This is a genomic window from Kribbella albertanoniae (assembly GCF_004348455.1).
Lineage (GTDB): Bacteria > Actinomycetota > Actinomycetes > Propionibacteriales > Kribbellaceae > Kribbella > Kribbella albertanoniae.
In genome coordinates, this window is sequence record NZ_SMKA01000270.1 from 1 (window position 1) to 12,686 (window position 12,686).

Consider the following 12,686-nt stretch of genomic DNA (forward strand, 5'->3'; position numbering starts at 1 on the left):
CCCCACCCTCCCGCTTCGCCTACTAGGCGCTCGTCAGGTGTTCGGGGCCGGCGTCGGGATGCCAGAGCGTAGGTCGGCTACTGAGTGGGCTTGGATGCCGGTGAGGGGATCGTTGGTGAACTCGCTTGCGACTGCGCGGACGTATTGCTGGGCAGGGGTGGCGAGGCCGTCGTAGAGCTGGACGAACAGGTCCCGGGTGGGCACTCGTAGCCAACCGGGTGGGAGGAGCTCGAGGGGTAGGTCGGGGTCTATGACGGGGAGGCGGCGGTAGTTGTCCATCACTTCGGTGCGGACCGCGACTGCCTCGGCGCCGTCGATGGTGCCGACCTGCATGCGGCGGAGGAGCGGCTGCCACTCGCGGATGAGGGATTCGTACTGCTGGTGGATGGCAGCCGTATCCCAAGCCTGCAACGGATCCCGGGAGCCGACATCGGTGTGGCGAGCCTGGAAGACGGTCATGGCACCGAAGCTCAGTCTGGCCAGCTGCGTTCGGGAGTGCTCGGTCAGATCGCGTGCCGAGACCCAGAGTCCGTCGTACAGAGGGGCGAAGCCCAGCCATCGGAGTCGGCTGCGTAGTTCGCGTCGGCGCGCGGCCTCGTCCTGGGCCAGGGAGAAGGCGACCAGCGTCCACTGGTGGTCCCATGGCGTCTCGGTCGCGGCCGAGACCATCACCTGGCCGCCGAAGGACAGCTTGCCGGCCGCGGCGGGGGTCAGGCTGTAGGCGCTGTGCCGTCCCTGCTTGGTGCGTTCGAGGATCCCGCGCCGGGCCAGTCGGCTGAGGGCTGCTCTGGCGCCGGCGGAACTCACCCCGGCATCCGCCAGGAAGGCCACGATCGCCGCGGACGGGAGCGACGCCCGGGTCGACAGCGTGTAGTCCGCGAGCAACGTGACGATCCACCCCTGCGGCGCCGTACCGGCCTGCGAACGCGGAAACCGGACGGTCTCATCGGGGAACAACTCCTCGATGTCATACGGGCTGATCACAGTGCTCGCTCCTCGCACAACGCTTGACACTTTCTGTACCGACCTACATGCTTCGTGTCACCGATGACCCGTACGCCCCACGGAGCAAAGGAGTTCGGTCATGCAGTTCAGACGAATACTCTCCATCGCCGCCGCAGCGATCGTCACGGCCGCGCTGACGATACCGCTGACGCCCACCGCCGAAGCGGCCTCGCTGGTCGAGGTCAGCAATTTCGGCAGCAACCCCGGCGGGATGCGCATGCACATCTACGTGCCGGATTCGCGCCCGGCCAAGCCCGCGATCGTCGTAGCGATGCACGGCTGCGGCGGCTCCGGCCCCGGCTTCTACTCCAGCAGTGAATTCGCCTCGCTGGCCAACCAGCGCGGCTTCATCGTCATCTATCCCAGCGCCCAGCAGCAGGCAGGCTTCGGCAAATGCTTCGACACCTGGTCGGACGCCGCCAAACGCCGCGGCGGCGGTAGCGACCCGGTCTCCATCGCGTCGATGGTGACCTACGCACAGCACCAGTACGGCGGCGACGCCAACCGGGTCTTCGCCACCGGATCGTCGTCCGGCGGCATGATGACCAACCACATGCTTGCCGTCTACCCGGATGTGTTCAAAGCCGGCGCGGCGTTCATGGGCGTGCCCTTCAACTGCTTCGCCAACGCAGCCGACTTCCCGCCCTCGAGCAGCAAGTGCACCGGCGGAAACATGAACCGGACCCCGCAACAATGGGGAGACGCAGTACGACAGGCATTCCCGGGCTACACCGGGCCTCGCCCGCGCGCCCAGGTCTGGCACGGCACCGCCGACACGCTCGTCCCGTACTCGCTGCTGCAGGAGTCGATCGAGCAATGGACCAACGTCTTCGCACTGAGCCAGACCCCGACCTCCAGCGACACTCCCCGCCAGAACTGGAACCGCCGTCGCTACGCCAACGCGTCCGGCACCGTCCAAGTAGAGGCCTACAGCATCCAAGGCGCCGGCCACAGCCTGCCGTCCAACGGCATGGCCGCTGCAGCCATCACGTTCTTCGGCCTCTGACCAGTACCGGCCCGACCGCTACTTACGCCACTACAACTTCGAGGTACGCGTCGACTGGCGCACCTCCGACACAGCGTTCGCCCAGGATGCGTCCTTCACCGTTTCCACACCACTGGCCTGAGGGGATCAGACGAGTCCCAGGTCGTAGGCGAAGATCACGGCCTGGATTCGGTCGCGGGCGCCGATCTTTGCCAGGACTCGTCCGACATGGGTTTTGACGGTGGACTCCGACAACACGAACCGGGCGGCGATCTCGCCGTTCGTCCAGCCCTTGCCGACGGCGATCAGGATCTCGCGTTCGCGGTCGGTGAGCTGGCTGAGTCTGGGGTCTTCGGCGGAGTCCGTCGTACGACGCGGTCGCAGCTGGTCGGTAAATTCCTGCAGGAGCCGGCGGGTGAGGGCTGGGGCGATGACCGCATCTCCTTGGGCGACTGCACGGATCCCGGCCAGGAGTTCGGCCGGGCGGGCGTCTTTGAGGAGGAAGCCGCTGGCTCCGGCGCGCAGCGCGGAGTGGGCGTACTCGTCGAGGTCGAAGGTGGTCAGGACGAGGACGCGGGAACGCCCGCCGGATGCGACGATGCGGCGGGTGGCCTCGATGCCGTCCATACCGGGCATCCGGATATCCATCAGGACGACGTCGGGCCGCAGTTCGGCAGCCATCCGGACGGCGGCGGCACCATGTGCGGCCTCGCCGACCGCTTCGGTTTCGGGAAGGGATTCCAGCAGCATCCGAAAGCCGTACCGCTGCAGCTCCTGGTCGTCGACGACTAGCACCGTGATCAACGGGCACCGCCAAGATCGAGGACGGCCTCGACCGTCCATCCGCCGCCGGGCGCAGGCCCCGCGCTGACAGATCCGCCGTACAGGGCTGCTCGCTCGTGCATGCCGATCAGACCGTGGCCTTCCTGGTTCCGCGGCCGGGACGGAGTCGCCGAGCCGTTGTCGTGAACGCTGAGGGTGAGCTGGGTGTCCTCGACCGCGATCGACAGCTGCACGCGAGTGCCGGCGCCGGCGTGCCTGAGCGCATTGGTGAGCGCCTCCTGGACGATGCGATAGACCGTCAGCTGAACTCCACTGTCCAAAGCGTCGGTCTCACCACTGGTCCGGTAGACGATGTCGAGTCCGGCCGCGCCCACCGCGGAGCAGAGCGCGTCGATGGCTGCGATGCCGGGCTGCGGGCTGAGGTCGGGTGCGGTCGAGTCCTCGCGCAGCACGCCGAGCACGCGCCGCAGTTCGCTGAGTGCCTGCCGTCCGGTGTCACCGATCAGCAGCAGGGTCTGCTTCCCTCGTTCGGGCGCAGCGTCGGTGGCATAGGCTCCGGCGTCGGCGAGGGTGATCATGACGGCCAGGTTGTGGCCGACGATGTCGTGCATCTCGCGAGCGACTCGGGTGCGTTCGGTGGCGGTTGCCAGCCGGCTGCGCTGGTCGCGCTCGATCTCCAGGCGGGCGGCTCGGTCGCGCAGGGTCTCCAGTTGGGCGCGGCGAAGCCGGATCATCAGTCCGAGCGCAGCCGCGGCGGTCCCAGCGCTGATGAGGAAGAACAGCGCGTCCCAGAACGAGAATGCCGGCGCGATCCGGGCAGCGACCAGCACCAACGCGCCGACCGAAAGCCCGCACGCCCACAGCAGTTGCCGCAGGCGTCCGTGCAAAGCCAGGCTGTAGAGAGCGATGGCCAGGGCGATGTCCGCCCGCAGCGCGATACTGAGCGACCACTGGAGCACGAACACCGCCCCGACGACGCCGAAGGCCACCAGCGGCCGACGACGTCGCCAGAACAGCGGCAGGACCAGCCCGGCCTGGAAGGCGAGGACTTGCGCCACGGGCAACTCGGTGAACAGCGCCCGGATCGCGGGCGGGGCATCACCGTCGACGGAGCCTTTGTCCGCCAGGTCGGGCATGCAGAAGATCAGGAAGACCAGTACGACGACTGCCGCGTCCAGCAGCACCGGGTGCTCGCGGTCGGCCTGGCGCAGCCGCTGACCGAACTGGCTCAGCCTGCCGAGCAGGGCACTCGATCCGCTCAGATCGTCTGTGGTCATTGATCACGCGTCTTCCTGAGGCAGGGATCGTCAGACGTCTCTGCGAACGAGTCGGTACGCCGCTCCGGCCAGTGCGAGCGCTATCCAGCCGACGAAGACCAGCAGCCCGGCCGTTGGCGACAGACTGCCTGCATCGTGGGTCAGAGCGTAGATCGACTCACCCGCCGTACTGGGAAGGTACTTGCCGACATTGTCCTGCCAGGAGCTGGGTAGCAGTGCCAGGAGCAGTGAAACCATCATCAGGACACCGACCAGCACGGAGATTCCGCCGGCCACCGACCGCAGGAGCGAGCCCAGGGCGGCACCGAGCACGCCGACCAGGCCGAGGTAGAGGCCGGCACCCAGCAGGCTGCGCAGAACGCCTGGGTCCGACAGGCTGATCGCGGCGTCCGTGCCGGAGACGATCCCGCTGGCGAACAGGAAGGCGGCGAACACGCCGATCGTGCCGATCACCAGCGCGACCAGCCCGAAGATGAGCGACTTCGCCCACAGCACGGGCACTCTGCGCGGTACTGCTGCCAGCGTGGAGCGGATCATCCCGGTCGAGTACTCGCCGGCAGTGACCAGTACGCCGAGTACACCCAGTGCGAGTTGGGCGAAGTTCACTCCGAACAGCGCCAGACTCACGGCCGTCGCGCCGGTGAAGTCGTCATCCATCGGATTGCCGGAGCCCACTTGCGACTTGTACTGCACGGCTGCGATCAGCCCGACCGCGACCAGGAACACCATGGCCACTCCGAGCGTGATCCAGGTCGAGCGCAGCGACCACAGCTTGGCCCACTCTGACCGCACCACGCGCCGCCAGGTCACCCGGTACTGCGGGGGTGCGAGTGTCGTGCTCACGCAGCCCTCCCCAAGGTTTCGCCCGTCGTACCGTGATATTCGACGGCATCCCTGGTCAGGTCCATGAACGCCTCCTCCAGCGAGACCGTGCTCGGGCTGAGCTCGAACAGCGCGATCTGGTGCTCGATCGCCGTCAGACCGATCTCGCGGGCACTCAGTCCGGTCACCTGCAGTTCCTCCGAACCTGTCGTCCCGGTGATCTCGATGCCCGGCCCCGCGAGGACCTCCCGCAACCGGGCCGGGTCCTGGGCAGTGACCTTCACCGCGTTGCCGCCTGCCTCCCGGATCAGGTCCTGAACCGTCGTATCCGCAAGCAGCCGTCCACGTCCGACGATGATCAGGTGGTCGGCGACCAGTGCCATCTCACTCATCAGATGCGAGGAGACGAACACGGTGCGGCCCTCCATCGCGAGTCCGGTCAGCAGATTGCGGATCCACAGCACCCCCTCGGGGTCCAGCCCGTTGACCGGCTCGTCCAGCATGACGGTCTGTGGATCGCCGAGCAGAGCCGCCGCGATACCGAGCCGTTGCCCCATCCCGAGGGAGAACGCACCGGCCCGCTTCTTGGCCACGCTACCGAGTCCCGCAAGGTCGATGACCTCGTCCACCCGACGACGCGGGATGCCGTGCGTCAGCGCAAGCGCGTTCAAGTGCTGGTACGCCGATCGCCCCGGGTGGATCGACTTCGCCTCGAGCAGGGCACCAACCTCCTGCAACGGCGCCCGGTGCTGCGCATATCGGCGCCCGTTGACCGTCACCGAGCCGCTGGTCGGGCTGTCCAGTCCGACGATCATCCGCATCGTCGTCGACTTCCCCGCACCGTTCGGCCCCAAGAAGCCGGTCACCGTCCCCGGCTTCACGACGAACCCCAGCTGGTCGACGGCCGTCTTCTCGCCGTACCGCTTCGTGAGCTGTTGTGCCTCGATCATTCGCGTTCCTTCTCCTCGGTTCGGCGGTCTCGGAGTGCCCAGGCGCCTTACCAGCAACGCTAGGGGCCACCTCACGCCCAACTCGTAGTACCGGGGACCGACATCCGCCCCGAGGGTGGTACCGCGGTACCACCCTCGGGTACGGGTGAAGTACGGGCAGCGAGATGAAAGCCGGTACGCCGAGGATGGGGGCCTGTCGTCTGTCTGAATCGTTTGATGGAGGAATCTCCCCGATGCGTAAAACCTTCCTGGCCGCCGGTGCGGCCGCGCTCGCTGTGGCCGCGACCGGCGCCGTTCTGGTGGCCCGGCCGTCGTCGGCCGCGCTCAGCGACGTACCGAAGGACTGCCAGGTGTCGACCGCGGCGTACCGGTCCGACCTTCAGCGGCTGACCTACACGTACAACGGCGGGTTTGCCGGGACCAAGGCGTACGCCGGGGACAAGCTCGGCTGGGTGCCGACGGCCCACCAGCAGATTGGTGGCGCGGGTGACGACACGGTGTTCCGCAGCACCGAATTCGCCGCACACCCGACCGACGGCTACCTCTACCGGGTGAGCCGCCGGGGCGAGCTGGTCGACGGCGCATGGAGGGTTCCTGAGGTCACTGCCACCCGGCTCAAGTCAGGCTTCGGCTCGACCCGGATCCTCGCGTACAGCTACCCGTACCTGTACCGGGTCACGGGAAGCGCGCTCTACCGATACACCGTCGACTCGGCGACCGGCGTACCGTCCGCGCCGGTGCGACTGGCCACCACCGGTTGGAGCGCGGTCAACACGCTGGTCTCCGAGCGCACCGCCGGGACGGGCACCGCCAAGGCCGATGTGCTGATCGGCACCAACGACGCTGGGCAGCTCAAGGAGTGGACGATCAACCACGCGACGCCGACGCGGATCACCAGCAAGGTACTGCGATCGATCGGCTGGGAGCCGTTCACGAGTCTGAGCACTGGCTTCTGCGCAGACCACCCAGCCGGTCGCCCGCTGCTCGCGATCACCGCGACCGGTAGGGCCTCGGTGCATTTCGACGCCAACAAGACCGACGGCCTCGGCACCGACATCAAGGGCGGTTCCCTGGGTGAACTCGGCTGGACCGCGCGCGCCTACGGCCAGTAGCCCTTCCACCTCCTTGGAGAGAACCCCTTTCATGCGTAGAAACATCCTGGCCGCCGGCATCGCCGTGGCCGTGGTCGCGACCGGACTGGCCGCGACCGGAGTCGCCGTCACCGCGCGGTCCGCGAGCGCCGCGCTCAGCGACGTACCGGCCGACTGCCGGACGCGTACCGCCGCGTATCGCACCGACGGACAAGCTCTCACCTACAGGTACGCCGACAAGAAGACCAGCACGGAGGCCATGCCGGGCGACAAGCTCGGCTGGGTGCCCACCGGAATTGTGACTTTCCTGGAGTCCGGCAGCACCGGCAGTCGGATGAACCACAGCCTGGCCACGCACCCGACCGACGGAACCATCTACCACATCAAACGCGCCACCGACACGATCGACGGCGTCGAGAAGGTCATCACGCACACCGTCACCCCCGTCAAGACGGGCTTCGGCGGCACCCGCTTCATCACGATGGCCTGGCCGTACCTCTACCGGGCAGCCGGTACGTCGCTCTACCGGTACAAGTTCTCGTTCGTCGACGGCAAGCCAACCCTCTCGGGCCGAGCGACGATCAGCAGCAGGGCGTGGGACACGGTCAACACACTGGACCACCAACGCACGATCGGGACCGGCGCCACGGCGGTCGACGTACTGACCGGCACCAAGTCGAACGGCCAGCTGAAGGAGTGGCGCATCAACTACGCCACCACACCGGCGGTCAGCTCGAAGGTGCTCAAGGAAACAGGCTGGGGAAACTTCACCAGCCTCGGCCGCGGCTGGTGCGACTCCCGCCCGAACGGCCGGGCGCTGATGGGCATCACCGCCAAAGGCAGAGCCTCGGTCTACTTCGACGCCAACGAGACCGACGGCCTCGGCACTGACATCAAAGGCGGATCCCTCGGCCTGGTCGGCTGGACCGAAAAAGCCTACTGACCGTAGATCGTTCCCCCTTCTACTCCTCTCTGGAGAACTCCTTCATGCGTAGAAACATCCTGGCCGGCGGCGTGGCCCTGGCCGTGCTCGCGACCGGACTTGCCGCGACCGTCACCGCGCGGCCCGCGAGCGCGGCGCTCAGCGACGTTCCGGCCGACTGCTATGCCCTCGCCGACGCGTATCGCGCCGACGGACAACGGCTGACCTATCGGTACGACGCCAAGAAGACCAGCACGGAGGCCCTGCCGGGCGACAACCTCGGCTGGGTGCCCACCGCACTCGTGCCGTACGGCGCGATCGGCGCCGACGACTGGTGGCAGAGCCAGGAGCTCGCCACTCACCCGACCGACGGGAACATTTACCACCTCGAGCGCCAGGGCGACAAGATCGACGGCGTCGAGAAGATCACGGTGCACAAGGTGACCCGGGTTGCGGCGGGCTTCGGCGGCACCCGATTCATCACGATGGCCTGGCCGTACCTCTACCGGGCGGAAGGCACCTCGCTCTACCGGTACAAGTTCGCCTGGATCGACGGCAAGCCCACGCTCTCGGGTCGCAAGGCAATCAGCGGCGGCGATTGGGAAACGGTCAAGACGCTGGATTACTCGCGTACGATCGGGACCGGCGCCGCGGCGGTCGACGTACTGACCGGCACCAAGTCGAACGGGGAGCTGAAGGAGTGGCGCATCAGCTACGCCACCCCGGCTGTGGTCACCTCTAAGGTGCTCAAGGCTAGCGGCTGGGGGAACTTCGTCGCTCTCGGCGGCGGGTCCTGCGACTCCCACCCGAACGGCCGGACCCTGCTCGGAATCACGCCCAAGGGCGTGGCAGCGGTCTACTTCGACGCCGACAGGAAGGACGGCCTCGGCACCGACATCAAGGGCGGATCCCTCGGCCTGGTCGGCTGGACCGAAAAGTCCTACTAGCGCAGGAAGTGTCAGTCCGGTGGCTCGGGGGCGGTTCCGTCGTCGTCGACCCGGACGTCCTGGTCCTTCGGCCCGCGCCTGCCTTCGGCAGGTTGCGGGCCTGAGGAGCGCTGTTGCTCCGCCTGCTCGACCTCGTCGAAGTCGAACCCGCCCCGGGTCGGCTCGCCGTTCTCCAGTGCCTGATTCACCTCGGTCTCGCTGACCTTCTCGTGCTTGTCATCCACTCCGGGCCGATCGAAACTCATGACGCACCTCCAGCTCTCCTGCCTCCCGGTATCCAGACCACCGATCCCCCAATCCGGCCTGGACCGCTCTCGCTGGGTTTTCGATGGTGACAGAAACGCTTACTGCGGTGCGGTCACCGTGTGATCGTTGGGATCCGCCCAGCGCACAAGGAGACTGCCATGATTCGACCCTCTTGGCGCCGGGCTGTGTCCGGCCTTCTCGCCGCAGCCGTGGCGACAGCACTTGCCGTGGTGGCCGCGCCCACGGCCGAGGCCGCGACCGTCACGATCTCGGCCGATTACCGCAGCGATGCCGGCCCTTTTGACAAGGCGAAGATCCTGAACGCCAACGAGGGCGGGTACCTGACGCACAACAGCCTGAACTGGTTGCCCGAGGCCTATGACCCGTTCAAGGAGGCCGGGCTCCAGCTCGTCACGATCACTCACCTGCTGAACGAGAACTTCTACAACATCGTCTCGGGCACCGGCCCGAACTTCAGCTACGACTACACCAAGCTCGACCGAGTGATCCAGCCGCTGCTGGACAAGGGGCTGACCCCGATGATGGGCCTGGCGTTCACTCCGGAGGTTCTCGGTGGCGCGACCAAGGCGCAGGGATTCAGCAACGCCGTACCGAACAACAACGAGTACTGGAAACTGATCGTCCAGAACCTCGTGCAGCACTACAAGGACAAGGGCCACACCGGCTGGTACTGGGAAGTGTGGAACGAGCCCAACCTCGGCACGTCCTTCTGGAACGGCACCCAGGCCCAGTACAACGAGCTGTACAAGGCCACGGCCGAAGGCGTCAAAGCAGCCGACGAGACCGCGAAGATCGGCGGACCGGCGACGGCCCAGCCAACGGGCGCCTTCATCAGAGACTTCACGAACTACCTCGGACAGAACCCTGCGGTGCCGCTGGACTACCTGAGCTTCCACGAGTACGGCGAGTCGTTCGATCTGACCCAGGCCCAGGCGGACCTGGCCCGCAACGGGCGCGCCGGTACGCCGATCTTCATCACCGAGTGGCACGCGTCGCCGAACATGATGCAGGGACCGGGCGCGATGTCCGACACCAACGTGATGGCCACCTACGCCGCCTGGAAAATGTCGCAGGCGCTGGCGAAGCCAGGACTGACGAAGATCTTCCACTTCGCCCCGAAGGAAGGGCTCACCCCGACCAAGCTGTTCAACGGTGACCTCGGGCTCCTGACCGTCGACAACCATCGCAAGGCCGTCTTCAACACGTACAAGCTGTTCAACAACCTCCGCCCAACCCGGCTGTCCACGAACCTGTCAGGTGCCGGAACCGCCAACGGGCAGGTCGGCGCCATCACCACGAAGGACCCCGACAACAAGTCCGTCGCGCTGCTGATGTGGAACCACCAGAACACCCCCACCGACGTCTCGGTGAACCTCAGCAACCTGCCGTACGCGGCCGACGGGAAGAACATCCGGGTCACGCAGTACGTCATCGACGCAAACCACGGCAACTACTACGCCGACTTCGCCGCCGGCATCCGCGGCTGGGACATCGGTCCGAGCGAAAACCTGCGCCCACAGGAGAGCAAGGTCGTACCAGGCTCGTCGACCTTCGCCCGCAACTTCGTCCCCGGCCCGAACGCCCTGGTCGCCTACGTGCTCGAACCCACCTCGGATGCCGTCACCGACGCAGCCCAGGTAGGCCCGACGCCGATCGCGGTCGGCTCTCACAACCTGGCCCATGGCAGGCCGGTGGAAACCAGTTCCTCCCTCGAGAAATGGACCTGGTCGGAGGCTGCACTGACCGACGGCCTGAACCACAGCTTCTCGAAGGTCGACGCCCTCCCCGCTGCCAGCGGCTGGTCCAGCGACCCGCACCCCACTTCGGCAGCCACAGAGTCGGCGTACGTCGATCTGGGCTCCTCCGTCGATGTCGACCGGGTGGTGCTCTGGCCCCGTGACGACAAGGAGTGCGAGGGCTACGGATTCCCCAAGGACTTCGCCCTCCAGGGCACCGACAATCCTGCCGGGACCTGGACCGACCTGGCTGCCCCCGTCACCAACTACAACAACGGCCTGCCACTCCCACCCGGTGCCGGCGCGCAGACCTTCGCCGTGACCGGGAAGTTCCGCTACGTCCGCGTCACCGCCACGAACCTGCAGCCCGCCTGCGCCGGCGACGCCGTACCGAAGCACTTCCAGCTGGCCGAGCTTCAGGTGTACGGCGGCGCGAACATGGCCGCCGGCGCAACAGTGACCGCATCCAGCGAACTGGAGGACTGGGGCTGGTCGAAGCGGTATCTCACCGACGGTAAAGAGACCAGTGATGGACCTGAGTACGGCTACTCGAGCGCGTGGGGCCGCACCGACGACCCCGATGTGACGGTACGCCTGACCCTCCCCTCGGCCCGGAGCATCAGCAGGATCGACCTCTTCCCCCGAACCGACGCCGGTAACGAGGGCAAGGGTTTCCCGATCGACTTCTCCGTGCGGGTCGCCACCAACGACAACTGCACCACCTGGTCCACCGTCGTTGCCCGCGGCAACTACTGGAACCCGGGCCGCTTCACTCAGACCTTCGGCTTCTCCCCCCGCACCACCCGCTGCGTCGAAATCGAAGCCACCCGTCTCTACCGCTTCGCCGACTCAGGCTTCCACCTCTTCCAGCTCGGTGAAGTCAAGCTCTACAACTAGCCGGCCGCCGGCGGCGCGCGTTTGCTGGTGGGTTTACGGAGTGTGGCTGTCTCTCCTTGGCAGTACGACTCCGTGAACCTGCGGCTCGTGCCCTGGGTCGGGCCACCCGCGAACTGGCGGGCCGATCCGGTGGCCTCCTAGCCGACTGTCTCGGTGAATTCTTGGTGAACGACCCTTGTCCGGACGGAGGTGCTGCCGGAAGGTGGAAGCATGGACCGCTCAGAGGAGAACCGTGCCATCGCCGAGGCCGCCGAGCGACTGATGAAGAGGTTCCCCGACCTCCCGCCAGACACGGTCGAACGCGCCGTCACCGACAGCCGCCCGGAGTTCGAGGGCAACCCCATCCGCGACTTCGTGCCGCTCTTCGTCGAACGTGCAGCCAAACACCGCCTGCAGAACCTGATCGCCACCAACCGCCCCGACTAGCCGCAACGCCGGCCAGTCGAGAGCTCTCACAAGCCAGTACGACGTTGTGCCCGGCCCAACCATGTCCGCGGGCCGGGCTGCCTTGAGCACGGCTCGACCGTATCGATGGGCGTCACGTGACTGATGGGTGCTCAAGGTGCCCCGGCCTGGCGACCTTGAGCACGGTTCAACCGTCTCGATGAGCGTCACGTGACCGATGGGTGCTCAAAGTGACCCCCGCCCCGCGCTCCCGGGTCGCCGGTCTGCCTTGAGCACGGTTCAACCGTCTCGGTGGGCGTCACGTGACTGATGGGTGCTCAAGGTGACCCCCGCCCCGCGTTCTCGGGTCGCCGGGGTGCCCGGGTGCGTTAGCCGGTGGATTTTCGTCACCGGAAGCCGGCGGGCCATGATCCTCCCCAAACCGGTTTGGGGGGAGGGCTTCGGCGACCGTTCGCTGCGGGTTCCCCTAACGTCCGAAGGATCGGAGGCGGGCCCTCCGATCTTTCGGACGTTAGCTGGGGGCCGTGGATAACGTCCGAACAACCGGAGGCGGGTCCTCCGGTTGTTCGGACGTTGTGGGGGCGGGGAACGGGATGCGC

13 protein-coding genes are annotated in these 12,686 nt (G+C 66.9%); 7 read left to right on the plus strand and 6 right to left on the minus strand.

Annotated elements, in window-relative coordinates; translation table 11 throughout:
• Positions 1-33 precede the first annotated feature (33 nt).
• On the minus strand, positions 34-984 hold the full coding sequence (locus tag E1261_RS36830) for a PaaX family transcriptional regulator (RefSeq protein ID WP_132414371.1): 951 nt from the start codon (positions 982-984) through the stop codon (positions 34-36).
• Positions 985-1,084: 100 nt separating this feature from the next.
• Between E1261_RS36830 and E1261_RS36835 the strand changes: the two genes are divergently transcribed.
• Entirely contained in the window at positions 1,085-2,011 is a 927-nt protein-coding gene (locus tag E1261_RS36835; protein ID WP_132414372.1) for an extracellular catalytic domain type 1 short-chain-length polyhydroxyalkanoate depolymerase, read from the plus strand.
• Complete coding sequence (locus E1261_RS47185) at positions 1,983-2,132, plus strand: AbfB domain-containing protein (RefSeq protein ID WP_132414383.1); 150 nt, start codon at positions 1,983-1,985, stop codon at positions 2,130-2,132. The genes E1261_RS36835 and E1261_RS47185 overlap by 29 nt, the downstream gene beginning before the upstream one ends.
• A 5-nt stretch (positions 2,133-2,137) precedes the next feature.
• On the opposite strand, the gene E1261_RS36845 is transcribed toward E1261_RS47185, so the two are convergent.
• The 4 genes from E1261_RS36845 to E1261_RS36860 are packed head-to-tail and all read right to left on the minus strand — an operon-like array spanning position 2,138 to position 5,822.
• The gene (locus tag E1261_RS36845; RefSeq protein WP_202875361.1) at positions 2,138-2,833 is read right to left on the minus strand and encodes a response regulator; all 696 of its coding nucleotides are present in this window, start codon (positions 2,831-2,833) and stop codon (positions 2,138-2,140) included.
• Positions 2,791-4,050, minus strand: coding sequence for a sensor histidine kinase (locus E1261_RS36850; RefSeq protein WP_132414374.1), 1,260 nt, complete (start codon positions 4,048-4,050; stop codon positions 2,791-2,793). The genes E1261_RS36845 and E1261_RS36850 overlap by 43 nt, the downstream gene beginning before the upstream one ends.
• A 30-nt stretch (positions 4,051-4,080) precedes the next feature.
• The gene (locus tag E1261_RS36855; protein ID WP_132414375.1) at positions 4,081-4,893 is read right to left on the minus strand and encodes an ABC-2 transporter permease; all 813 of its coding nucleotides are present in this window, start codon (positions 4,891-4,893) and stop codon (positions 4,081-4,083) included.
• Positions 4,890-5,822 (minus strand): ABC transporter ATP-binding protein, encoded by a 933-nt coding sequence (locus E1261_RS36860; RefSeq protein ID WP_132414376.1) that lies wholly within the window; start codon positions 5,820-5,822, stop codon positions 4,890-4,892. The genes E1261_RS36855 and E1261_RS36860 overlap by 4 nt, the downstream gene beginning before the upstream one ends.
• Positions 5,823-6,055: 233 nt before the next feature.
• Between E1261_RS36860 and E1261_RS36865 the strand changes: the two genes are divergently transcribed.
• Genes E1261_RS36865 through E1261_RS36875 form a run of 3 tightly spaced genes read left to right on the plus strand, consistent with a single transcriptional unit; the run spans position 6,056 to position 8,782 of the window.
• Positions 6,056-6,934: a hypothetical protein gene (locus tag E1261_RS36865; RefSeq protein ID WP_132414377.1), complete on the plus strand. Its 879-nt coding sequence runs from the start codon at positions 6,056-6,058 to the stop codon at positions 6,932-6,934.
• Positions 6,935-6,965: 31 nt separating this feature from the next.
• Positions 6,966-7,856 (plus strand): hypothetical protein, encoded by an 891-nt coding sequence (locus E1261_RS36870; protein WP_132414378.1) that lies wholly within the window; start codon positions 6,966-6,968, stop codon positions 7,854-7,856.
• A gap of 44 nt (positions 7,857-7,900) precedes the next feature.
• Positions 7,901-8,782 carry a hypothetical protein gene (locus E1261_RS36875; RefSeq protein ID WP_132414379.1) on the plus strand — a complete coding sequence of 294 codons (882 nt, stop codon included), beginning with the start codon at positions 7,901-7,903 and terminating at the stop codon, positions 8,780-8,782.
• 11 nt (positions 8,783-8,793) lie between these two features.
• Here the strand turns inward: E1261_RS36875 and E1261_RS36880 are convergent, their stop codons facing one another.
• A complete protein-coding gene (locus E1261_RS36880) occupies positions 8,794-9,027 on the minus strand; it encodes a hypothetical protein (RefSeq protein ID WP_132414380.1) in 234 nt (77 codons plus the stop codon).
• A 159-nt stretch (positions 9,028-9,186) separates the two neighbouring features.
• Between E1261_RS36880 and E1261_RS36885 the strand changes: the two genes are divergently transcribed.
• Together E1261_RS36885 and E1261_RS36890 are read left to right on the plus strand one after the other, a co-directional pair.
• On the plus strand, positions 9,187-11,682 hold the full coding sequence (locus E1261_RS36885; RefSeq protein WP_132414381.1) for a GH39 family glycosyl hydrolase: 2,496 nt from the start codon (positions 9,187-9,189) through the stop codon (positions 11,680-11,682).
• Positions 11,683-11,892: 210 nt separating this feature from the next.
• Entirely contained in the window at positions 11,893-12,108 is a 216-nt protein-coding gene (locus E1261_RS36890) for a three-helix bundle dimerization domain-containing protein (RefSeq protein ID WP_132414382.1), read from the plus strand.
• The last annotated feature ends 578 nt before the right edge of the window (positions 12,109-12,686 follow it).

Coding starts and splice junctions, on each gene's coding strand:
- E1261_RS36835 (WP_132414372.1), top strand. CDS start 1,085: ATGCAGTTCAGACGAATACTCTCCATCGCCGCCGCAGCGATCGTCACG.
- E1261_RS36845 (WP_202875361.1), bottom strand. CDS start 2,833: ATGGACGGTCGAGGCCGTCCTCGATCTTGGCGGTGCCCGTTGATCACG.
- E1261_RS36850 (WP_132414374.1), bottom strand. CDS start 4,050: ATGACCACAGACGATCTGAGCGGATCGAGTGCCCTGCTCGGCAGGCTG.
- E1261_RS36860 (WP_132414376.1), bottom strand. CDS start 5,822: ATGATCGAGGCACAACAGCTCACGAAGCGGTACGGCGAGAAGACGGCC.
- E1261_RS36865 (WP_132414377.1), top strand. CDS start 6,056: ATGCGTAAAACCTTCCTGGCCGCCGGTGCGGCCGCGCTCGCTGTGGCC.
- E1261_RS36870 (WP_132414378.1), top strand. CDS start 6,966: ATGCGTAGAAACATCCTGGCCGCCGGCATCGCCGTGGCCGTGGTCGCG.
- E1261_RS36875 (WP_132414379.1), top strand. CDS start 7,901: ATGCGTAGAAACATCCTGGCCGGCGGCGTGGCCCTGGCCGTGCTCGCG.
- E1261_RS36880 (WP_132414380.1), bottom strand. CDS start 9,027: ATGAGTTTCGATCGGCCCGGAGTGGATGACAAGCACGAGAAGGTCAGC.
- E1261_RS36885 (WP_132414381.1), top strand. CDS start 9,187: ATGATTCGACCCTCTTGGCGCCGGGCTGTGTCCGGCCTTCTCGCCGCA.
- E1261_RS36890 (WP_132414382.1), top strand. CDS start 11,893: ATGGACCGCTCAGAGGAGAACCGTGCCATCGCCGAGGCCGCCGAGCGA.